The following is a 22,033-nucleotide window of genomic DNA, read 5'->3' as shown; positions in this document are numbered from 1 at the left end:
ATTGTCATGACGCCTGCCCCCCCACCGCCGCTTCCCTCTCGCTTGCGGATCGCCTTGCCCGTGAACGGCGTGCGCGGCTGGCTGCGGAACGCACGCTAGAATGGAAGATGCGCGAATTGGCCGCCGCGCAGGAAAAACTCGCCCTTCAGGCGCGTGCTTTGTCCGAACAGATGGTCGAAGAACGCCAATCCGCTCACGCCGCCCGGTCCGAAGCGGCCCGGCTCAAGGGGCAGAACCAGCGTTATCTTGGGGATCTTGACCGCGCTCATACCGCTGCCGTCATGGCCGAACGCCGCCTGCGCACCTCTATCGACACAATCCGAGATGGCTTTGCTGTATTCGATACCGAAAACCGTCTCGTCATGGCCAATCGCGCCTTTCTGTTCCCTTTTGCGCCCTCCACCCTTCTTCCTGGGACGTCCTATCCGGACCTGCTTTCTGCCCTTGCCCCCCTCCTGCGGCTCGACCAGCCAGCCGAAGACTGGGTCACCGCCATGCAGGATCGTATCGCCACCGACCCGATCCCACCGGTAGAAATTGCCTTGCAATCCGGTACGTGGTTGCGCCTTGAAGATAGGCTCGCCCGCGACGGCGATCGGGTGTGCCTTGCCATCGACATCACCGCCGAAATGCGCCTGCGTGCCGCGATTGAGGCGATCCCCGACGGTTTCGTCATCTTTGACCGCGACGATCGCCTTGCTCTTTGCAACCAGACGTACCGTGATCTTTACGCGACCGAGACGCTTACCATCGAACCCGGCATCCGCTTCGAAGATATCCTCCGCACCAGCGTTGCTGCAGGCCGCTTCCCCGATGCTGTCGGGCGGGAAGAGGAATGGACGCAAGAACGCCTCGCCGATTTTCGTGCGGCCTCTGGCCATGTCGAAACGCACCTCGCCGATGGTCGCTGGCTGCGGGCACAGGACCGACCCACGCCAGACGGCGGTCGCGTGGGCCTGCGTCGCGACATCACGGCCGAGAGAGAGGTGGAACAGACCCTCCGCGCCGCCCGTCTTGCGGCGGAATCCGCCAGCGTCGCGAAATCCGCCTTCCTGGCCAATATGAGCCATGAGATACGCACCCCAATGAACGGCGTCGTGGGTATGGCCGAACTTCTCTGCGCAACCGATCTGACCGAAGATCAACGACTTTTTGCCGAAACCATCCGCTCATCGGGCGAGGCGCTTCTTGCCATCATCAACGACATTCTCGACTGGTCCAAGATCGAGGCGGGACGAATAGCCCTGCGCAACGCGCCCTTCGATCTGGAACGCCTCATCCACGAAACCGCAATCCTTTTGCAGCCACAGGCCCGCGCCAAGGGGATAGACCTTCTGGTCGACTATGACATGTTCCTTCCCACCCGCCTTGTCGGCGATGCCGGTCGCCTCAGACAGGTGCTGACGAATCTGATGGGCAACGCGGTGAAGTTCACCGAAACCGGTCATGTCCTTGTCCGCGTGGTGGGCAGCCTCGAAGGTGCAGACAGCGCCCGCCTTCACGTCACGGTCGAAGATACCGGGATCGGCATCGCGGCGGAACATGTCGATCACATCTTCGGCGAATTCAATCAGGTCGAAAGTGCCGAGGACAGGCGCTATCAGGGCACGGGTCTGGGCCTTGCCATCACGCGCCGCTTGATCGAACGGATGCAGGGCAATCTCTGGGTCGAATCCGAACCCGGCGAAGGGTCATGTTTCGGCTTCGCCCTTGCACTTCCGGTGGCCGAAGCGACGGCCCCCCCCTGCCTTCCAACCGCATTGCATCATGTACTTCTTGCGGAAGCGCATCCAGTGAACAGGGCAATCCTTGAACGGCAACTGCACCAACTGGGCATCGCCGTGCGTCACCACCGTCCGGGCTTTGGATCCCCGCCGGACGATGCATCCGATCTTCTTCTGATCGACGCCGATCCTGGGGCAGAGGATGGCCTATCCCTTCTGCGCGACCTGAGGGCACAGGGGCATGCAGCCCCGGCCCTTCTCATGGCCGCGCCCGATGCGATTGCAAGGGCCGAAGCGGCGGTGGAACAGGGCCTTGCACAGGCCGTGCTGGCCAAGCCCGTGCTGCGGGCCGATCTCTTTGCCGGATTGATGCGTATCTCTGGCATGTCCCTGCCGTCGCCCACAGCAGAACCCGCTCCGCCACGCCAGCTGCGCATCCTCGCCGCCGAAGACAACCGGACGAACCAGCTTGTTCTTGCAAAGATGCTGCGCGATCTGAACTTCGACCTGCGCTTTGCAGAAGATGGGCGTCAGGCGGTCGATATGTGGCGTAGCTTCCATCCAGATTTGATCTTCATGGATATCTCTATGCCGATAATGGACGGCTGCGCCGCCGCCCGCAGCATACGTGAGGCGGAGGCAGGTCGCGCCCATGTCCCCATCATCGCCTTGACCGCCCATGCGATGGAAGAAGACAGCCACCGCATCCGCGCTGCTGGCATGGACCACCATTTGACCAAACCGCTCCGCCGCTCGGCGATCCTTGACGTGCTTACCCGGTTTACTGCCTTCACCGAAGCGCGCGCCAGCGCGGCCTAAGCAACGGCCGCCACATCGCGGCGAAACACCAGCCTACCGTCGCCGCTTGCCCTTGAATCAAGGGCATATCCCCCGGTGTCAAAACTGCGCAGATCATCCGGGTTCCTCAACCGATGCTCCGCAATAAACCGCGCCATCGCCCCCCGGGCCTTCTTGGCGAAGAAGGACACAACCTTCGCTCCTTCGCCCGTCCCTTCGAGGAAGACCGGCGTGATGACCTGCAATTTCAAAGACTTAGCATCCACCGCCCCAAAGTATTCCTGCGATGCGCAGTTCACAAGGGTATCCGTCCCGACCTCTTCCGCCGTCTTGTTCAACGCCTTTGCGATCCGCCCGCCCCAAAAGGCGTAAAGGTCTGACCCCTTCGGATTGGTCAACCTGCTGCCCATCTCCAACCGATAGGGCTGGATAAGGTCCAAGGGCCGCAACAGCCCGTAAAGACCCGACAATATCCGCAACCGCCCTTGCGCCCAACGCAGTGCATCCTCGTCCAGCGTCTTTGCTTCCAGCCCCGCATAGGTATCGCCGTCAAAGCAGAATGCGGCGGGTTTCAGAACCTCTGCCGCCGGCTTCGCCTGAAAAGCCCGGAACCGTTCGGCGTTCAGCTTGGCCAAAGGCTCCGAAATTCCCATCAGCGCCCGCAACTCGCCCACCGAAAGTCCCCGCGCAATGCGCGCCAGTTTCGCCGCGTCAGAGGCGAACATGGGCTCTGTCGGCACAAGGTCACCGGGCAGATCTCGCCGCGTCTCATCGAGTCGTTTTGCAGGGGAAATAACGCACAGCATTGCAGTCTCCTTCACACCGGAAATAGGCTCCGTCACGCCTCGCGCAAGACCGTAAGGAAGGCTTCGCCGAACCGTTCCACCTTCTGTTCGCCCATCCCTTGGATCCGCTGCAATTCCGCCAGCGTTGATGGCCGCCGCTCCGCGATCTGCCGCAAGGTGGAATGCGTCACCGACAGATATTTCCCCGTCCCGTCCTCGCCCCGTGACAAAGCCACCTGCACATCGGCCAGCCGATCAAAGACCGGTCCCGCCTCGCGCCCCGCCAGCCGCATTCGTTGCGGATGAAGAACCTGTGCCGCGCCGCAGATCACCTCAAGAAACGCCGCGCCATAGCTTTCAAGCTTTTTCGCCCCCACACCTGTAATCCCCGCCATCGCATCCATCGTAGCGGGCCGCCGCTCGGCCATCTCGATGAGGGTCCGGTCGGCAAATATCACATATGCCGGAACCCCCGCCGCCTCGGCCAAAGCTCGCCGCTTGGCCTTCAGCGCTGACAACAGCGGTGCATCCTCATCCGATACCAGCGCCTTCACCGCCACCATCGGCCGCGCCGCATCGACCGTATCCTTCCGTAGGGTGATCGACGCCTCCCCCCGCAGGATTGGCCGCGCCGCATCCGTCATGCGCAAGGCACCATGCCGTTCCGGGTCGGGCCGCACAAGATCGCGGCCCATCATCTGGCGGAACACCGCCCCCCATGCAGCCCTGGTCAATTCGCGTCCCACGGCAAAGGTGGGCAGCTTGTCATGCCCCCGCTCGCGCACCTTCTCGGTCGCCTGCCCCGTCAGGATATCGATCAGATGCCCCGACCCGAACCATTCCCCCGTCCGCAGGATCGCCGACAGCGCCTTACGAACGGCCTCTGTCGCATCAAACACCACGGCTGGACGGTCGCAGATGTCGCAATTCCCGCATGGCCCCGCCGCCTCGCCAAAATATCCCAGCAAAACCTGCCGACGGCATCCCACCGCCTCGGCCAGCCCCAGCAGCGCATTCAGCCGCGCATGGTCCGCCGCTTTCCGATCTGGTGGCGCCAGTCCTTCGTCAATCTGTGATCGCCGCAACCGGATGTCGTCCGGACCGTAAAGCGTCATCGTTTCTGCCGCTGCTCCATCGCGGCCCGCGCGCCCGATCTCTTGATAATAGCCCTCGATCGACTTTGGCAGGTCGGCATGGGCCACCCAGCGGATATCCGGCTTGTCGATGCCCATCCCGAAGGCAATCGTCGCGACCACGATCAGCCCATCCTCGCGCTGAAACCGCGCTTCGACCTGTCGTCGCGCTTCAGGGTCCATCCCGCCGTGATAAAAACAGGCCAGATGCCCCGCCTCACCCAGGGCCTGCGCCAAAGTTTCGGTCTTTGCCCGCGTCGCGCAATAGACGATGCCCGACTGACCCTTCCGCGCGGCGGCAAAGCGAAGGACCTGCTGACGCGGATTGTCCTTAACCGCAAAGGCCAGATGGATGTTCGGCCGATCAAAGCCCCGCAGGAAGGTCGCAGGGGCCACCCCGTCAAACAGCCGCGTGACGATTTCGCCCCGCGTCTCTTCATCTGCCGTGGCGGTAAAGGCCGCCAGTGGCACCCCCAAGGCCCGTCGCACCTCGCCGATCCGCAAGTAATCTGGGCGGAAATCATGGCCCCATTGGCTAACGCAATGCGCCTCATCGACCGCAATCAGCCGCGTCCCGATCCGTCGCAGCATGGGCAGCGTCGCCGCCGATGCCAACCTTTCCGGCGCAATATACAAAAGCTTCAGCCTACCCTGATCCAGCGCCGTGAATACCTCTTCCGTCTCACCTTCCGTATTGCCAGAGGTAAGTGCCCCGGCCTCCACTCCCGCCGCGCGTAAAGCCCGGACCTGATCCCGCATCAGCGCGATAAGGGGCGAAATGACCACAGTCACGCCTTCCCGGCACAGCGCAGGAAGTTGAAAACAAAGTGATTTTCCGCCTCCCGTTGGCATGATGGCCAACGTGTTGCGCCCCTCTGTGACCGCCTCCACGATCTCGGCCTGTCCGGGTCGAAAGCCGGTAAAGCCGAAGACGGACCGCAAAAGCGTTTCGGGATCGGTCATGGATGGCAAAGGGCCTGAATCAGGGGCGGCGCAGGGCAAGCCTGCCGCAGCTTGGTTTAGGAAGGTTGAACTCAGTAGAAGGCCGCAGCGTTGTTGATCAGGATGATGCGCAAGGCATAGACCCCGATCAGCACAACCAAGGGCGCAAGGTCGATCCCGCCCAGATTGGGCAGCACCGAACGGACGCGGGAATAGATCGGCTCAAGGATGCGGTTCAACCCGTCCCAGATCTGCGCCACCAACTGCTGCCGCAGGTTCAGAACCTGAAAGTTGATCAGCCAGCTCATGATGATATGGGCAAGAATGATCCATTGCGCGATATCAAGGATCAACAGCAGAATTTGCAGGATCGAGGTCATCTTGAGGCCTCCACATACTATGGCTTGTGTCAGACCTAGCCGCAGACCGGGCATTTCGCAACGCCTTCTGCGCGCCAAGCTGCGCGAAATCATGCAAGTCCATGGTCGCAGCGTCACGCCTTGACCTTGCCACGGCTTCGGGGCAACCGGGGTTCCGATAGGAGAGTGCCGATGTATCCCTTCCTCCGCATGGCGAAAGAGTTGTGGAAGTTCCGCAACGCCCCCCCGCTTCCGATCCTTGGTACACATGTCAGTCGGCACATGTGCTGGCCGTGGGATCTTGATCCATGGGTGGAGCTGAACAATGGCCGGACGCTCACGCTCTATGATCTTGGCCGTATCCCGCTTGGTATTCGCACGGGGTTAAAGCGTGTTCTGATCGCCAACGGCTGGGGCCTTACCGTGGCAGGGAACAGCGTCCGCTATCGCCGCCGCGTCCGCGCCTTTGATCGGGTGACAATGCACAGCCGCTGCATCGGCTGGGATCACCGCTTCCTTTATCTTGAACAGTCCATGTGGCGGGGCGACGATTGCACCAGCCATCAGATTATCCGTTCTGCGGTCACCTCAAAGGACGGTATCGTCGCGCCGGAACGGGTTCTGATTGCACTAGGCCAGCCGACCCAAAGCCCGCCCTTGCCAGATTTCGTTCAGGCTTGGATCGCCGCCGAAGATCGCCGCCCTTGGCCGCCCGCCCGGTGAAACGCCGCGCTTGCGCGACGGGTGGATTCGCGATTCAATCACGCGAAAAGGCCTATGGGGCAGGGGGCAGTCATGGCAGACACGGTCAGCGCGAAAAAGCGCATCTGGGGCTGGTGGTTCTTCGATTGGGCCAGCCAGCCCTATAATACCCTGCTTTTGACCTTTATTTTCGGCCCCTATTTCGCGGAAATCGCCCGCGGCTATTACATGGCCGAAGGCCTGGATGCCGATGCTGCCGGGGCCGCCGCGCAGGCCTATTGGGGGGCGGGGCTTGCCATTTCCTCTGTCCTGATCGCCATCCTCGCGCCCTTCCTTGGGGCCATCGCAGATAGCACGGGTCGGCGCCTGATCTGGGTGTGGTTCTTCTCGGCCTTCTACATCATTGGCTCTTTTGCGCTTTGGTATATCGCACCGGGCGGGGATAACCTGTTCTGGGCCGTTGCCTTTTTCGGGCTTGGCTTCATCGGGATGGAATTCGCCACCATCTTCACCAACGCCCTGATGCCAAGCCTGTCCGATCGCGATGATATGGGCGCAATCTCCGGTTCGGGCTTTGCCTTCGGCTATCTTGGTGGCGTCTTGTCTCTGGCCATCATGCTGCTTCTCTTCGCCGAAAACAGCGCGACGGGGAAAACGCTGATTGGCCTTGACCCCCTTTTCGGCCTTGATCCAGAGGCGCGCGAAGGTACCCGCGCCGTCGGCCCCTTCACCGCGATCTGGTATGCGGTCTTCATGATCCCCTTCTTCCTTTGGGTTCGCGAACCCCGAACGGAACGCCGCCCGCTGCATCTGGGCCGCGCCTTCGCCAGCCTGCGTGACCTTCTCGCCTCGCTCCGCTATCGCGGCAGCCTGTCGGCCTACCTCGCTTCCTCGCTTTTCTATCGCGACGCGCTGAATGCCCTTTATGGCTTTGGCGGCGTCTACGCCTCCGGCGTTCTGGGGTGGGAGATCGTGCAAATCGGTGTCTTTGGCGTGGTGGGGGCCCTCACCGCGATGGTCGCTAGCTGGATTGGCGGCAAGGCCGACCGCCGTTTCGGACCAAAGCCCGTGATCGCCTTCTGCATCGTGGTGCTGATCTTTGTCTGCATCATCATTGTCGGCATGACGCGTGAACAGGTCTGGGGCATCCCGCTTGACCCTGCCTCGTCGATTTCGGACGACATCTTCTTTGCCTGCGGTGCGCTGATCGGCGCGGCGGGCGGCGCGCTTCAGGCCGCCTCGCGCACCATGATGGTCCGCCACACCACCCCTGACCGCGCGACCGAAGCCTTCGGCCTTTTCGCGCTTTCGGGCAAGGTCGCCTCCTTCATCTCACCCGCCCTCATCGCGCTGGCCACCACGATCAGCGGATCGCAGCGCATCGGCATCTCTCCGCTGATCGTGATGTTCCTGATCGGCCTTGTTCTGCTATTCTTCGTCCGGGCAAAGGGCGAGCAGGCGTGATGTTCAGACGATTGGCAGTATGTTTCCTCGTGGCGGCCCTTGCGCTTCCCGCACAGGCCGAAACCAAGGCGAACCAGTTGTTCGGTGCCGCCGACCTGCCCACGTCCAACCGCCCCATGCCCTATGGCAGCTATGCCAAGGGCTGCGCGGATGGCCTTGTCCAACTGCCTGAATCCGGCCCCACATGGCAGGCCATGCGCCTCTCGCGCAACCGCAACTGGGGCCACCCGGTGATGATCGATGTCCTCGTCGATCTTAGCCGCGCCGCCACGCAGGTCGGCTGGGCTGGCCTCTATATCGGCGATATCAGCCAACCCCGCGGCGGCCCGATGACCAGCGGCCACGCCTCGCACCAGATTGGTCTGGATGCCGATGTCTGGATGCTGCCCCCGCGCCGCCTTAACCTGTCACGGCAAGAGCGTGAGGATATCTCCTCCATTCCCGTCCGCTCTGCCGACCAGCGCAGCGTCACCGACAACTGGACGCCGTCGCACCACGCGCTTTTGCGCGCCGCCGCCTCGGACAACCGCGTTGATCGCATCTTCGTCGCTGCCGCCGTGAAGATCGAGATGTGCAAGACCGCCACGCGCGCTGATCGTGACTGGTTGCAAAAGATCCGCCCCGTCGCAGGCCATGACACCCATTTCCACCTCCGCTTGAAATGCCCCCGAGGCGCACGCCATTGCGAAACCCAAACGCCCAGCGTCAAGGAATTGTCCAATGGCGGCGACGGTTGCGACGAAACCTTAATGTGGTGGGTGTCTGACGCCTATCTGAACCCCAAACCGGACCCCAACGCGAAGCCCGCGCCCCGCCCGCGCGGCCCGCGCGACTACACCCTTGCCGACCTGCCCAAGCAATGCCGAAACGTCCTGTCTTCGCCCTGACGGCGGGGCTGTTTCTGGTCCTTGGCCTTCAAGGCAGCGCCAGCCAACCCTATCCCGAAGGCTTTGTTTCTGCCATTCCGTGGCGGATTGAGGTTGCCGAATTCGGTGGCTTTTCCGGCATCGAACTGTCTGATGATGGTCAATCCTTCTGGGCTATCACTGACAAGGGCTGGTGGACTCAAGGCACCATCCTCCGCGACGACGAAGGCCGCATCACCGCGATGAACGCGCAACCAATGCGCTTTCTCCGTGGCCGGTTCGAGGCGGCGCTTGCCCGTGGCCGCGGGGATGCCGAAGGTCTGGCACGGGCACCGGATGGCAGCTTCTACATCTCTTTCGAACAAATCCCCCGCGTCCTGCATTACGACACACTCGACGGTCCTGCCCGAAACCTGGTCACCCCGCGTGAATTCGCCCGGATGCAGCGCAACTCGGCACTTGAAGCTTTGGCCATTGGCGCGGATGGCACCATCTATACCTTGCCAGAGCGGTCCGGCGAACTGACCCGCCCCTTCCCGATCTGGCGTTACCGCGACGGCAAATGGGATCAGCCTTTTGCCCTGCGTCGCGACGGCGGATTTCTGGCCGTCGGTGCCGATATTGGCCCGGATGGGCGCTTCTACCTGTTAGAGCGCGAATTTCACGGGGTGACCGGGTTTGCCTCGCGGGTGCGCAGCTTTGCCCTTTCGGACTCCGGCCTGTCCGACGAACGCACCGAAATGCAAAGCAGCGTAGGCCAGCATGACAATCTGGAAAGCATCTCGGTCTGGCGCGCGCCGGATGGTGATTTGCGCCTGACAATGATCTCGGACGACAATTTCTATTTCTTCCAGACGACCGAGATTGTCGAATACCGCATCCCATCCCATTCCGCCGATTGACAGACCTTTCTGCCAGGCGTAACGCAGCCACCGTCCTTCGATGCCCGGGGGGCCAAGTCTCCGCGACCTTGTCAAAACGGAAAACCTGACATGACCCGCATCTCGCTTTTCGGCGTTCTCGCCATGACCGTCGTTGTCGTGGCCTCCAACATCCTCGTGCAATACCCCATTGGCACCTGGCTCACCTGGGGGGCCTTTACCTATCCTTTGGCCTTCCTCGTCTCTGATATCGTCAATCGCCTGGAAGGTGCCGCCGCCGCCCGCCGCGTCGTCTATGCGGGCTTTGCCACGGGCCTTGCCTGTTCGGCGATTGGCACCCAGATCATCGGCGAATTCGGTCCGCTTGTGACCATGCGCGTCGCGCTTGGTTCGGGCATCGCATTCCTGACCGCTCAGCTGATCGATGTGCTCATCTTCGACCGCCTGCGCCATCGCGCATGGTGGCAGGCCCCCTTCATCTCGACCTTTGTGGGGTCTTCCGTCGATACGGCGATCTTCTTCTCCATCGCCTTTTCGACCATGCTTACCGTGCTGGAACCCAGTAACGACGTGTCTTGGGCGGCAGAGCCGATGGCCCTTTTGGGCTTCGGGCCACAGGTGCCGTTCTGGGTATCTTTGGGCTTTGCGGACTGGTTGGTAAAGATCGCCGTAGATCTGATCGCATTGTTGCCGTTTCGCCTTGCGATCTACCGTTTTGCAGCAAGGGTTGCGTAAAATCTGTTGACGAACACAAAATCTGTGTCACCCTCCCCCTATCTGAAACCCATTGAAAGGAGGTGATCCAGTGTCTAGAGCTACATTGGAGAGAGGTGTCGGGACAGTCAGGAGGATCGTTTTCTGAGGGCAGCCCCTCAGTCGACAGTCTACCTGATTGGGCTTGAAACCTAACTGGCCCATCTCCTTGGATCTCGGAAAGGGTCGCCGTTCAGGCGACCCTTTCTCTTATCACCGGGCTGCCCATGTTGCGCATCACCGACACCATCGCCCTCGCGGATTGGGAGTTGACGGAACAGTTCATCCGTTCCTCCGGCCCCGGCGGGCAGAACGTGAACAAGGTCTCAACCGCCGTCGAACTGCGGTTCGAGGCAGAGCGTTCCCCCCATCTCCCCGCCCCGGTGAAGGCACGTCTCAAACGGCTGGCCGGGCGGCGTTGGACGACCGAGGGCGCCATTGTCCTTCAGGTCGACGAAACCCGCAGTCAGGCCCGCAACCGCGAGATTGCGCGTGAAAGGTTGGCCGACCTGATCCGCCAGGCGCTTGTTGCCCCGAAACGCCGTATCGCCACCAAGCCAACGCTGGGAAGCCAGCGCCGCCGCCTTGCCGCCAAAACCCAGCGGGGCGAGGTAAAGTCGTTGCGTGGCAAGGTCGAGGGCGAGGATGATTGATCCTCTCCCCACTGCGGCAGCTGCGCTCTGGCAAGGCAATGTCACCCGCCTGATCGGCGCGCGCGAAAACGCCGTCTACGAAATGGCGCTGCCCGAAGGGGGCCGCGCTGCCCTGCGCCTGCACCGCGCGGGGTATCAGGACGCCGTGGCGATCCGGTCCGAGCTCTGGTGGTGCGACGCGCTCTCGGCCCGCGGACTGCCCGCCCCGGCACCGCTTCCCCTGCCTTCCGGCGATCTTCTGGCCACACTCCCCGATGGCCGTCACGCCTCTGCCATCCGATGGCTTGAAGGGGCACCGATTGGCAAGGCAGGCCAGCCGTTACCTCAGCCCGTAACCGAACAGATCGACCTTCATTTTCAGATCGGTCGCCTGCTCAGGCAACTGCACGATAGCAGCGATCGATTGACCCTGCCGGACGACTTTTCCCGCCCCTCATGGGATCTAGACGGTCTGATGGGCGAGGCTCCGCTGTGGGGGCGTTTCTGGGAACACCCACGCGCATCGTATGCACAAATGTCTGCACAGTTTGCTGCACGAAAAACGGCACAAACGATGATAGCCCGGCACGCCGCTGACAGCGGTGGTTTCGGATTGATCCACGCCGATGTCTTGCGTGAAAATGTGTTTGTTTTTCAAGGGGATGTGGCGCTGATCGATTTCGACGACAGCGGTTTCGGCTTCCGCCTTTATGATCTGGGCACAGTCCTGTCGCAAAACCAATACGAACCCGCCCGCGACGATCTCCGCGATGCCCTGATGGCCGGGTATGGCACAGAAGATGTTGAAATGGTGGAGATTTTCACGATGGCGCGCATCCTTGCCTCGGTCGGCTGGACGATCCCTCGACTGTCCCCCGACGACCCGATCCACCAAAGCCACCTTGCCCGCGCCGACCTCATCATCCGCCGCCTCCTCGGCTAAACCACCACCTCCACCGCCTTCTGTTCCCCCACACCGAAAACGCGCTTGTAGCGCGCGATTTCCGCAGGCGGTCCCATCGCCTTGTTGGGGTTGTCCGACAGTTTCACCGTAGGCCGCCCATTGGCCGAAACCGCCTTGCAAACAAGGCTAAAGGGCGCCAGCCGATCCCCTGCTAAACCCCGGAAATCATTCGTCAGCATGGTGCCCCAACCGAAGGACACCTTCACCCGTCCATGAAATTGCCGATGCAGTTCTTCGATCTTCTCAACATCCAACCCGTCCGAAAAGATCACCAGTTTCTGCGTCGGATCCTCACCCCTTGCCTTCCACCAGCGGATGGCAGTCTCGGCCCCTTGTGCTGGATCGCCGGAATCAATTCGAATACCCGTCCAGGTCGTTAACCAATCCGGCGCATTCCGCAGGAAACCTTCTGTTCCATATGTATCAGGCAGGATGATCCGAAGATTGCCATCGTGCTCTTCATGCCAATCGGCCAGCACCTGATATGGGGCCTGTGCCAGTTCCGCATCGCTTTCCGCCAAGGCCGAATAGACCATCGGCAATTCATGCGCATTGGTGCCGATCGCCTCGATATCCCGCTTCATCGCAATCCGGCAGTTTGATGTGCCGATGAAGGTCTGTCCCAGCCCCTCCTGCATCGCCTGAACGCACCAATCCTGCCACAGGAACGAATGCCGCCGCCGCGTCCCGAAATCCGCGATCTTCAGTGTCTCTAGGCCCTTCAAGCGTTCAATCTTTTCCCATAGCCGGGTCATCGCCCGGGCGTAGAGGACCTGCAACTCAAACTTGCCCATCCCTTTCAGAACTGCGCGCGATCTTAATTCCATTAGCACGGCCAAAGCGGGAATCTCCCACAGCATGACCTCAGGCCACGATCCTTCAAAAGTCAGTTCATATTGGCCATCCCGCTTTTCCAAATGGTAGGGCGGCAGTCTAAGTGCCTCGAACCATTCCATGAAATCGGGGCGGAACATCTGGCGTTTGCCATAGAACATGTTCCCGCGCAGCCATGTGCTTTCCCCACGCGAAAGCGACAAGGATCGCACATGATCCAACTGTTCGCGCAACTCTCCCTCATCAATCAGATCGGCCAGCCGCACCGAAGTGCTGCGATTGATAAGCGAGAAGGTGACGGTCGTCTCCGGTTTATTGCGAAAGACGGATTGGCACATCAGCAATTTGTAAAAATCGGTGTCGATCAGCGATCGGACGATCGGGTCGATCTTCCAATTGTGGTTGTGCACCCGTGTGGCGATATCGACCAAGTCACTCCTCCAGCGCGACGCCGGCTGCGCGCATCTCTTCCGTCATCCTTGCCAGTGATCCGCCAAGGTCGATACCCCGGCAAGCGCCCAGCAGAACACGCGCGCGCAGGCCAAGCCGCGCCGCGTCCAGCGCCGAATAAGCCACGCAGTAATCTGTCGCCAAACCGACAAAGGTGACCGCTCTGATCCCCCGTTCGCTCAGGTAACCATTCAGGCCCGTTGTCGTGCTACGGTCATTCTCGAAAAAGGCGGAATAGCTGTCGATCGCGGTGCGAAATCCTTTCCGGATGATCAAATTGGCTGGATCGGTCCGCAGATCGGGATGGAATTCTGCGCCAGTTGTGCCTTGCACACAATGGTCGGGCCAGAGCGTCTGCGCACCATAAGGCATTGTTAGGGTTTCGAACGGGCCATGACCCGGATGATTGGACGCAAAGGAAGAATGGTCGGCAGGATGCCAGTCCTGCGTCAGGACGACCGTATGATAGTCATCCATCAACCCGTTCACGCGATCGATGATTTTATTGCCTTCCGTCACTGCCAGCGCGCCGCCGGGGCAAAAATCGTTCTGGATGTCGATAACGATCAAGGCTTCGTCGTCGGGGCGCATTTTGGACCTCGCGGCAATGACAATTCCCCTTGCCTAGGAAACGCCCGCCCCTGCGTCAATGGGAACGGCTTGAATCGCAAAAGAAACGGGTGCATCCCCAGATCATGCTAACGGTCGCCGCTCTATATCATTTCACCCGTTTCCCCGATCCGGCCGCGTTGCGTGTGCCGCTTATGGACCTTTGCGTGACCGAGGGCGTGAAAGGATCGCTGCTTCTTGCCGGCGAAGGGATCAACGGCACGATCGCAGGATCACGGGCAGGGATTGACACCGTCCTCGATTATATCCGCACCCTTCCGGGCTGTGCTGAACTTGATTGGAAGGAAAGCCACGCCTCCACAATGCCCTTCGGCAAGATGAAGGTGAAGGTAAAGCGTGAAATCGTCACCATGGGCCTACCCGATATTGATCCGAAGGCGCGTGTCGGCAACTATGTCTCGCCCGCCGAATGGAATGCCTTGATCAAGGCTCCGGATGTCGCCGTCATCGATACCCGAAATGATTACGAGGTCGCCATTGGCACTTTCGATGGTGCCATAGATCCCGGCACACGCAGCTTCAGCCAGTTCCCCGCATGGTGGGAGGCGAACAAAGACCGCTTTCACAACAAGCGAATCGCGATGTTTTGTACGGGTGGAATTCGGTGTGAAAAATCGACGAATTTCCTTTTAAAACAAGGAATTGAAGAAGTTTACCACCTGAAGGGTGGCATTCTGAAATATCTTGAAGATGTGCCGCGCGATCAATCCCTCTGGCAGGGCGAATGCTTCGTTTTCGATCAGCGCGTCTCAGTTGGCCACGGATTGGTTCCCGGCTGCCTTACTTCTTGTGGGGCATGCCGTCGTCCCGTCACGCCCGAAGGCCGTGCCGACCCGAATTATGAGGAAGGTGTTTGCTGCCCCGCGTGCAAGGACGAATACTCGGCCGACGATCGTGCCCGTTTCCGTGAACGCCAACGCCAGATGAAACTGGCCGAGGCGCGTGGCGAACCGCACCTCGGGGCGTGACGGTTAACGCAGGCGCAACCCTGCCTCGCTGAAGAAAAGGGCGTCAGCGGCATCAAACCCAATCCCAACCTGCGTACCAATCTTCGGGATTACATCGCCTTTCGCCTCGATTACCAGTTTTTCCCCCGTTGAGGCGGCCACATGGATATAGCTGACGCCGCCCAAGGCCTCGGTCATCTCGACACGATGTGTGCTGCCATCCTCGACCCGAAGATGCTGTGGCCGAAGCCCGACCTCAACCTTTGCGCCTGCCCCCGGAAGGGCGACCTCTGCCGAAACGGCTGTGCCCAGTCCGGCCGCCGCTACTCGACCTGCTGTCTCAACACTGCCTGCCACAAAGTTCATGGCAGGGCTGCCAATGAAGCCAGCGACAAAGCGATTGTCGGGATTATGATACAGTTCCAATGGTTTGCCGACCTGTTCCACCTTGCCCTTGCGCAGGACGACGATCTTGTCGGCCAGTGTCATCGCTTCCACCTGATCATGGGTAACATAGATCATGGTGGCACCGATCTCGCGGTGAAGCCGGGCAATTTCGACCCGCATCTCGACCCGCAATTCGGCATCTAGGTTCGACAGCGGTTCATCGAAAAGAAAGACCTCCGGCCCCCGAACGATGGCGCGTCCGATCGCGACGCGCTGTCGCTGACCGCCCGAAAGGGCCTTTGGTTTACGGGACAGAAGTTCGTCAAGCTTTAGGATACGGGCAGCCTCCGCCACCTTCCTGTCGATCTCGGCCTTAGGATGGCCGGTCATCTTCAGGCCGAAACCCATGTTTTCGGCAACTGTCATATGGGGATAAAGCGCGTAAGTCTGAAACACCATCGCCACGCCCCGCTCTGACGGGTCAGCCTTGGTCACATCGCGGTTGCCAATCCGAATGGTGCCCTCAGAGGTTTCTTCCAGCCCTGCCACCATGCGCAGAAGCGTGGATTTCCCGCAGCCAGAGGGGCCGACGAAGACACAGAATTCGCCGTCCTCGATGGTTAGATCGACCCCATGGATGACCTGCGCCTCGCCAAATCGTTTTACAACCTTTTGCAGCGTGACCCCAGACATGCGTCCCTCCCTGATTATCCCTGTTCCGGAAAGCGCCAGCTTTCCGCCTCGGCCGCAATCCGGGCCGCCGTGTCCTTGATGCGTCCAGCCCCTGCCTCCAGTTCAGCAAGCGACGTTCGCGCCGTTGTGGAGGTGACGGAAAGGGCCCCGATCACCCTGCCTGTGCGCGTCAGAATTGGGACAGCGCAGCAAATGATTCCCGGTTCATGTTCTTCCCGGTCGAAGGCGTGGCCGCGCAGGCGAATCGCTTCAAGCTCTGCCTTAAGGGCTGCGGGTTGGTCCAGCGTATGCGGGGTAAAGCGATGGAAACTTTGGCGTTGCAGCGCACGCTCCAAAGCTTCATCGGGCAGGAAGGCCAGCATGGCCTTGCCTACCCCTGTGCAATAGGCGGGGCCCACCTTGCCCGCCTGCGCAAACATCTCGACGGGCTTTGCCGCGTTGCGTTTGTCAACGTAAAGCACCTGCCCATTATCCAGTTGTGCAAGGTGAACTGTTTCCCCAGTTTCCGCAGCCAAATCATCAAGATAGGGGCGGGCAATGGGGGCAAGCGATGAGGTTGCCCACGCCGCATGGGCCAGCCTTACAAGCCGCACGCCAAGGGCATAGGTTTGGCGATCCGGATCATAGGACAGCATGCTTTGATGCGTCAGTGTCTGGATCAATCGGTAGAGCGTGGCCTTGGGATAGGCTGAGGTTGCAAGCAGTTCGGTAAAGCGCACGGGGCGACCTGCGGCTGCGACCATGTCGAGCACGTCGAGCGCTTTGCCAACTGTTCCATCGCCCTGCTCTGCCGACATGATCGCCTATCCATCCCTGTTGACAGCATAGAGGATAGGCCGCATAGTTTTCAATATTCAAGACTAAGTTTCACATAATGGAACCACACAGGGAGGAAACCGATGGTCCGTTACGCGAAGGGCGCTGTGGCGCTGACGGCGGCATTGCTGCTGTCTACGGCGGCAGTTGCACAGGACAAGCGCGTCCTGAAATACAACGCCGACTATGACCCGATCCCGCTTGCCGCGATGGAAGCGCTGATCGCGGATTTCGAGGCGGCGAACCCGGATATTGATGTTGAGCTGAACAACTTCGATCACGAAGGGTATAAGACGGCGATCCGCAACTTCCTGACTGCCGATGCGCCGGACTTGGCGAACTGGTATGCCGGGAACCGGATGGCCCCCTTTGTCGCCGCGGGGCAGTTCATGGACGTGACCGACGTCTGGGAGGCCAACAACCTTGGCGAACAGCTGGGTTCTGCCAAAGCGTCGATGACCATCGATGGCAAGCAGTGGGGCATTCCCTACACTTACTATCAGTGGGGCATCTACTATAACCGCGACGCCTACAAGGCTGCGGGTCTTGAAGCGCCCGATGGCGGCGTGACTTGGGAGCAGTTCCTTGCCAACTGCGAAGCGCTGAAAGGGGCTGGGATCGACTGCATCACCACCGGGACAAAGGCGCTTTGGCCCGGAGCGGGTATCTTTGACTATCTGTCGCTGCGGACCAATGGCTATGAATGGCATATGGATCTGACCGCCGGAAAGATCGCATGGACCGATGAGTCGGTGCGCAAGGTCTTTGCCGAATTCGCCAAGATCCAGCCCTACATCACCGCCAACCATGCGGCGATCGATTGGCAGGATGCGGCAGCGCTGCTGGTGCAAGGCAAGGCTGCGAACTACGTGATGGGCAATTTCGCCGTGGGCGTCTTCAAGGAAGGCGGCATGACGAATGACAACCTCGGCTTCATGGTGTTCCCGGAAATCACCCCCGGCATCCCGCGCGCCGAAGAGGCCCCGACGGATACGATCCATATTCCGGCGGGTGCGCAGAACGTAGACGATGCGAAGAAGTTCCTTGCCTTCGTTGCTTCGGCGGATGCGCAGACCAAGCTGAATGCGGCCATCGGCCAGCTGCCCACCAACAAGAATTCGACGGTGGCGGCGGACGATCCCTTCATCTCGGCCGGGTTTGAGTCGCTGTCCTCGGCCTATGCTTTGGCGCAGTTCTTCGACCGTGACGCGCCGGCGGAAATGGCGAAGGCGGGCATGGAAGGGTTCCAGGAGTTCATGGTGAAGCCCGAGAACCTTGACGCGATCCTTGAGCGGCTCGAGTCCGTGCGTCAGCGCGTCTATCAATAAACCTCCCAGCGGGCGCGGAACGTTTCGCGCCCGTTCCAACTTGCCCCAGAGGTTCGCCTCTGGGGCATTTCGCCCCGCACATCGCCAGAGGTCGCCATGTCCGAACGGACCTTTACCCAGCGCAACCTTGCGCCATGGCTGTTCCTTGCCCCCGGCCTGTTCATGTTCCTTGTCTATGTGATCTGGCCGATCGGTGAGAGCCTGCTTCTTTCGCTGTATGATTGGGACGGACTTTATAATCGCGAGGGTGAGTTCACCGGGCGGTTCATCGGGTTTGGGAATTTTCAGGAACTTTGGACCGACCCGGCCTTTATCACTTCGTTAAAGAACAACGTGATCTGGCTTGTCCTTTATCTTTTGGCGGTTCCCGCAGGCCTTTTGGTGGCGATCTTCCTCAACCAGAGTGTTCGCGGAATAAGACTGTATAAGTCTTTGTTTTTCTTTCCTTTTGTAATATCTCAGGTCGTTGTGGGCTTGATTTTTTCGTGGTTCTACGCGCCGAATTTCGGCCTGTTCTATATTATTATCGAAAAGTTAACGGGCACCGGAATCGCGATTCTGGCGGAAGAGGATTTCGTGACCTACGGCATCATTGCCGCCGGTCTGTGGCCGCAGATCGCCTATGTGATGATTCTTTATCTGACAGGCCTGAACAACGTCGCCCCCGATCAGGTAGAGGCCGCGCGTCTGGATGGCGCAAAGGGCTGGCGGATGTTGTGGTATGTGATCCTGCCGCAGTTGCGCCCGGCGACGTTTATCGCGGTGGTGGTGACGGTAATCGGGGCGCTGCGGTCCTTTGACCTTGTGTCGATCATGACAACGGGCGGGCCCTTTGGATCGTCGCGCGTGCTGTCCTTTTACATGTATGAGCAGGCCCTTTCGGAATATGGGTATCGCATGGGGTATGGCGCGGCCATCGCGGTTGTTCTGTTCGCGATCATGATGGTCTTCATTTCGGGCTTCATCTGGAAGATGTGGCGCGACGAGACGGAGCGCTGAGATGTTCCCCAGACCGATCGAACAAACCGCCCCCGCCGTCCAGTGGATGTACAAGATCGCTTTGCCTGCGGCGCTGGTTCTGTGGTTGCTGCCCCTGATCGGGGTGGCGGCGACATCCGTGCGTCCGGCATCCGACCTTGCGCAGGGAAACTATTTCGGCATGCCCTCTTACCTTGCGTTTGAGAATTATGCGGATGTGTTCCGCAACACGCCGATGGGGAAATATATCCTGAACAGCTTTATCGTCACGATCCCGACGGTGATCGGGGCTGTGGCGCTGTCTCTCATGACCGGGTTTGCGCTGGCGGTCTATCGCTTTCGCGGCAACCTGATCCTGTTCTTCATGTTCGTGGCAGGGAACTTCGTGCCGTTCCAGATCTTGATGGTGCCAGTGCGCGATCTGACGCTGAGTTTGGGGATGTATAACAGCTATCACGGGTTGGCCTTGTTCCACATCGCGTTCCAGACGGGGTTCTGCACGCTGTTCATGCGGAACTTTATCAAGGCACTTCCTTACGAACTTATTGAAGCGGCGCGCGTCGAAGGCGTGGCCGAGTGGCGTATCTTCTGGTTCATCGTGCTGCCCCTGATGCGGCCTGCCATCGCGGCGCTTTCGGTTTTGGTCTTCACCTTCATCTGGAATGACTTCTTCTGGGCCACGGTGCTTACCTCTAGCCCTGAGGCGCAACCGATCACGGCGGGTCTTTCTTCGTTGAACGGCCAATGGGTGGCGGCGTGGCATCTGGTATCGGCCGGGTCGATCCTTGCAGCCCTGCCGCCGGTTCTGATGTTCTTCCTGATGCAGAAGCATTTCATCGCGGGCCTGACATTGGGGGCGGTGAAGTGACGGAGTTCAGGCTGGATGCCGGTTCAGGCGATCAGGCCCAGACCATCGCCCTGACGACTTCGGGCGGCATCCCCGAGGTGATCTGGTGGGGCGCGCGCCTGCCAGAGGACGAGGATCTTGTGGCGCTTGCTTCCGCTGCGCGTCACGATCTGACAGGCGGAATGCTGGATGCGTTGCCGGCGCTTTCCCTTTGCCCTGAGGCGGGGCGAGCCTTCCAGGGGCAGCCGGGGCTGGTTCTGGCGGCCGCGGATGGCACGCCGCTTTCGCCGCAGTTCACTTTTGAGCGGGTGGAAGAAGAGTCTGGCCATCTGCGCCTTGTCAGCGTGGCGGAAGGGTTGCGTCTGACGCATGAGTTGCGGGCCTATCCAACGGGTGTGATCGGCCTGAGGACGCTGCTTGATGCCAAACAGCCGGTGCGCCTGCATTGGATGGCGGCCCCTGTCCTGCCTGCGCCGCAGGAGGGGGACATCATTGATGTCCATGGCAAATGGACGCGCGAGTTTCATCTGAACCGCGTGGCATGGACCCCCGGCATCCGCCTGCGCGAGGCGCGGACGGGGCGGTCGGGGCATGAACATCCGCCTTATGCGATTTTTGCCGGGGCTGGGGCGACGAATATGCAGGGAGCGGCTTGGGCCCTGCACTATGGTTGGTCGGGCGGGCATCGGATGGTGGCCGAGGAATTGCCGGATGGTCGGCGGCAGGTGCAGTTCGGCCATGCTTGGGGGGCCGAAACGCAGCCGGGGCAGCATTTCCAGACGGCAGAGCTTTTGGCGCTTTGGTCAGGGGCGGGGTTGAACGGGATTGGCGCGACCTTCCAGCGCGATATCCGCGACCGGGTGGTGACGTGGCCCGATCCGCGGCGCCCGCGCCCGGTGCATTACAACTGCTGGGAAGCGATCTATTTCGGCCACAACCTTGCTGACCTTTCCGCCATCGCCGACCGCGCCGCCGAAATGGGGGCCGAGCGTTTTGTGCTGGATGACGGATGGTTCGGGCTGCGGGATGACGACACCACGTCTCTGGGTGATTGGACGGTGGACCGCCGGAAATGGCCTGATGGTCTGCACCCGCTGATTGCCCATGTGCATCGGCTGGGCATGACTTTCGGCCTGTGGTTCGAGCCGGAGATGGTGAACCCCGACAGCGAACTGATGCGCGCCCATCCTGACTGGATGCTTGGTCCTGCTGATCAGGTGGCGGGGCGGAACCAGATGGTGCTTGACCTGTCAAAGGCCGAGGTGCGGGAATATCTGTTCAACGCGGTGTCGGACATTCTGGCCACATATCCCGTTGATTACATCAAATGGGACCATAACCGCCTGTTGCCCGTCGTGGATGCGGCGCAGACGCGGGGGATTTATGAGCTGCTGTCGGCCCTGCGCAAATCGCATCCCGAGGTGGAGATCGAAAGCTGTGCAAGCGGCGGTGGGCGTATTGATGCGGGCATCCTTGCCCATACGCAGCGTGTCTGGTTGTCGGACAGTATCGACGGGATCGAACGCTTGCGGATGCAGAACGACGCGGCGCTGTTTCTGCCTGCGGCGGTGACGGGCAGCCATGTCGGCGCGCGGCGCAGCCATACGGCGGGTCGGGTGCTGCCGATGTCGTTTCGCGCTTGGATCGCGGCGCAGCGGCATTTCGGGTTCGAAATGGATTTGCGGACACTGACGGCGGAAGAGGCGGCCACCCTGAAATCCGTGACGGCATGGTGGAAGGCCAATCGCGATTGGATGATGGCGGGGACAATCCATCGGCTGGACAGCGACGATCCTGCCGTTATCGCCGAAATGCAGATTGCGGAGGATGGTGGGCGCTTTGTCCTGTTCGCGGGGCAGGAGGGGACGAGTGTCCAGATTTTGCCGCGTCCCCTTCGGCTGACCGGGTTGGATCCGAAGGCGCTGTATCGGGTGCGTCTGGTCAACCCAGAGGATGCGCCGCCGCAATCGCGGGGGCCGAATGCGATAAAGTCCGGGCCCTTGACCCTGTCGGGGCAAGCGTTGATGCAGCGCGGGCTGCTGTTGCCTGTGGCTTGGCCTGCGACGATCTGGGTTGTGGAAGGCGAACGGCTTTGACGAGGTCGGCCTTAGGGAAGGCGG

Annotated in this window: 20 protein-coding genes; 13 read left to right on the top strand and 7 right to left on the bottom strand. The window is 60.7% G+C overall.

Annotated features, from left to right (window positions below; translation table 11 throughout):
* Nucleotides 1-77: 77 nt before the first annotated feature.
* Nucleotides 78-2,543, top strand: a complete 2,466-nt coding sequence (locus QF092_RS11300) for a hybrid sensor histidine kinase/response regulator (RefSeq protein ID WP_474198320.1) — start codon at nucleotides 78-80, stop codon at nucleotides 2,541-2,543.
* Here QF092_RS11300 and yaaA read toward each other — a convergent pair.
* The 3 genes from yaaA to QF092_RS11285 form a co-directional block, all read right to left on the bottom strand.
* Nucleotides 2,540-3,328, bottom strand: a complete 789-nt coding sequence (gene yaaA, locus QF092_RS11295) for a peroxide stress protein YaaA (protein ID WP_281464000.1) — start codon at nucleotides 3,326-3,328, stop codon at nucleotides 2,540-2,542. The two genes, QF092_RS11300 and yaaA, sit on opposite strands and share 4 nt — an antisense overlap.
* Nucleotides 3,329-3,360: 32 nt before the next feature.
* Nucleotides 3,361-5,403, bottom strand: a complete 2,043-nt coding sequence (recQ, locus tag QF092_RS11290; RefSeq protein WP_281463999.1) for a DNA helicase RecQ — start codon at nucleotides 5,401-5,403, stop codon at nucleotides 3,361-3,363.
* 71 nt (nucleotides 5,404-5,474) lie between these two features.
* On the bottom strand, nucleotides 5,475-5,762 hold the full coding sequence (locus tag QF092_RS11285) for a YggT family protein (RefSeq protein WP_281463998.1): 288 nt from the start codon (nucleotides 5,760-5,762) through the stop codon (nucleotides 5,475-5,477).
* A 171-nt stretch (nucleotides 5,763-5,933) separates the two neighbouring features.
* On the opposite strand from QF092_RS11285, the gene QF092_RS11280 reads away from it, so the two are divergent.
* The 7 genes from QF092_RS11280 to QF092_RS11250 all read left to right on the top strand — a co-directional run bounded on the left by QF092_RS11280 (nucleotide 5,934) and on the right by QF092_RS11250 (nucleotide 11,982).
* Nucleotides 5,934-6,464, top strand: a complete 531-nt coding sequence (locus QF092_RS11280) for an acyl-CoA thioesterase (RefSeq protein ID WP_281463997.1) — start codon at nucleotides 5,934-5,936, stop codon at nucleotides 6,462-6,464.
* A 72-nt stretch (nucleotides 6,465-6,536) separates the two neighbouring features.
* The gene (locus tag QF092_RS11275) at nucleotides 6,537-7,907 is read left to right on the top strand and encodes an MFS transporter (protein ID WP_281463996.1); all 1,371 of its coding nucleotides are present in this window, start codon (nucleotides 6,537-6,539) and stop codon (nucleotides 7,905-7,907) included.
* On the top strand, nucleotides 7,907-8,794 hold the full coding sequence (gene mepA, locus QF092_RS11270; protein ID WP_281463995.1) for a penicillin-insensitive murein endopeptidase: 888 nt from the start codon (nucleotides 7,907-7,909) through the stop codon (nucleotides 8,792-8,794). Before QF092_RS11275 ends, mepA begins: the two co-directional genes overlap by 1 nt.
* On the top strand, nucleotides 8,767-9,675 hold the full coding sequence (locus tag QF092_RS11265) for an esterase-like activity of phytase family protein (protein ID WP_281463994.1): 909 nt from the start codon (nucleotides 8,767-8,769) through the stop codon (nucleotides 9,673-9,675). The genes mepA and QF092_RS11265 overlap by 28 nt, the downstream gene beginning before the upstream one ends.
* A gap of 90 nt (nucleotides 9,676-9,765) precedes the next feature.
* Nucleotides 9,766-10,389 carry a queuosine precursor transporter gene (locus QF092_RS11260; RefSeq protein WP_281463993.1) on the top strand — a complete coding sequence of 208 codons (624 nt, stop codon included), beginning with the start codon at nucleotides 9,766-9,768 and terminating at the stop codon, nucleotides 10,387-10,389.
* 245 nt (nucleotides 10,390-10,634) lie between these two features.
* Nucleotides 10,635-11,060, top strand: coding sequence for an alternative ribosome rescue aminoacyl-tRNA hydrolase ArfB (gene arfB, locus QF092_RS11255; protein ID WP_281463992.1), 426 nt, complete (start codon nucleotides 10,635-10,637; stop codon nucleotides 11,058-11,060).
* On the top strand, nucleotides 11,053-11,982 hold the full coding sequence (locus tag QF092_RS11250; RefSeq protein ID WP_281463991.1) for a phosphotransferase enzyme family protein: 930 nt from the start codon (nucleotides 11,053-11,055) through the stop codon (nucleotides 11,980-11,982). Before arfB ends, QF092_RS11250 begins: the two co-directional genes overlap by 8 nt.
* On the opposite strand, the gene pncB is transcribed toward QF092_RS11250, so the two are convergent.
* Nucleotides 11,979-13,268, bottom strand: a complete 1,290-nt coding sequence (gene pncB, locus QF092_RS11245; RefSeq protein ID WP_281463990.1) for a nicotinate phosphoribosyltransferase — start codon at nucleotides 13,266-13,268, stop codon at nucleotides 11,979-11,981. The two genes, QF092_RS11250 and pncB, sit on opposite strands and share 4 nt — an antisense overlap.
* A 1-nt stretch (nucleotide 13,269) precedes the next feature.
* Nucleotides 13,270-13,878 (bottom strand): bifunctional nicotinamidase/pyrazinamidase, encoded by a 609-nt coding sequence (gene pncA, locus QF092_RS11240; RefSeq protein WP_281463989.1) that lies wholly within the window; start codon nucleotides 13,876-13,878, stop codon nucleotides 13,270-13,272.
* Nucleotides 13,879-13,982: 104 nt separating this feature from the next.
* On the opposite strand from pncA, the gene trhO reads away from it, so the two are divergent.
* A complete protein-coding gene (gene trhO, locus QF092_RS11235) occupies nucleotides 13,983-14,885 on the top strand; it encodes an oxygen-dependent tRNA uridine(34) hydroxylase TrhO (RefSeq protein ID WP_281463988.1) in 903 nt (300 codons plus the stop codon).
* A 3-nt stretch (nucleotides 14,886-14,888) separates the two neighbouring features.
* Here the strand turns inward: trhO and QF092_RS11230 are convergent, their stop codons facing one another.
* Together QF092_RS11230 and QF092_RS11225 are read right to left on the bottom strand one after the other, a co-directional pair.
* Nucleotides 14,889-15,944: an ABC transporter ATP-binding protein gene (locus QF092_RS11230; protein WP_281463987.1), complete on the bottom strand. Its 1,056-nt coding sequence runs from the start codon at nucleotides 15,942-15,944 to the stop codon at nucleotides 14,889-14,891.
* Between the two features lie 14 nt (nucleotides 15,945-15,958).
* Entirely contained in the window at nucleotides 15,959-16,741 is a 783-nt protein-coding gene (locus tag QF092_RS11225; protein WP_281463986.1) for an IclR family transcriptional regulator, read from the bottom strand.
* A 102-nt stretch (nucleotides 16,742-16,843) separates the two neighbouring features.
* Here QF092_RS11225 and QF092_RS11220 point away from each other — a divergent pair, with 102 nt between their 5' ends.
* The 4 genes from QF092_RS11220 to QF092_RS11205 all read left to right on the top strand — a co-directional run bounded on the left by QF092_RS11220 (nucleotide 16,844) and on the right by QF092_RS11205 (nucleotide 22,009).
* Nucleotides 16,844-18,088, top strand: coding sequence for an ABC transporter substrate-binding protein (locus tag QF092_RS11220; protein WP_281463985.1), 1,245 nt, complete (start codon nucleotides 16,844-16,846; stop codon nucleotides 18,086-18,088).
* A gap of 96 nt (nucleotides 18,089-18,184) precedes the next feature.
* Nucleotides 18,185-19,087 (top strand): carbohydrate ABC transporter permease, encoded by a 903-nt coding sequence (locus QF092_RS11215; protein WP_281463984.1) that lies wholly within the window; start codon nucleotides 18,185-18,187, stop codon nucleotides 19,085-19,087.
* A gap of 1 nt (nucleotide 19,088) precedes the next feature.
* The gene (locus QF092_RS11210; RefSeq protein WP_281463983.1) at nucleotides 19,089-19,934 is read left to right on the top strand and encodes a carbohydrate ABC transporter permease; all 846 of its coding nucleotides are present in this window, start codon (nucleotides 19,089-19,091) and stop codon (nucleotides 19,932-19,934) included.
* Entirely contained in the window at nucleotides 19,931-22,009 is a 2,079-nt protein-coding gene (locus tag QF092_RS11205; RefSeq protein ID WP_281463982.1) for an alpha-galactosidase, read from the top strand. Before QF092_RS11210 ends, QF092_RS11205 begins: the two co-directional genes overlap by 4 nt.
* The last annotated feature ends 24 nt before the right edge of the window (nucleotides 22,010-22,033 follow it).

The organism is Fuscovulum ytuae (assembly GCF_029953595.1).
Lineage (GTDB): Bacteria > Pseudomonadota > Alphaproteobacteria > Rhodobacterales > Rhodobacteraceae > Paragemmobacter > Paragemmobacter ytuae.
Note: the sequence above shows the minus strand (reverse complement) of the source record. Positions and strands in the feature narration are given on the sequence as shown.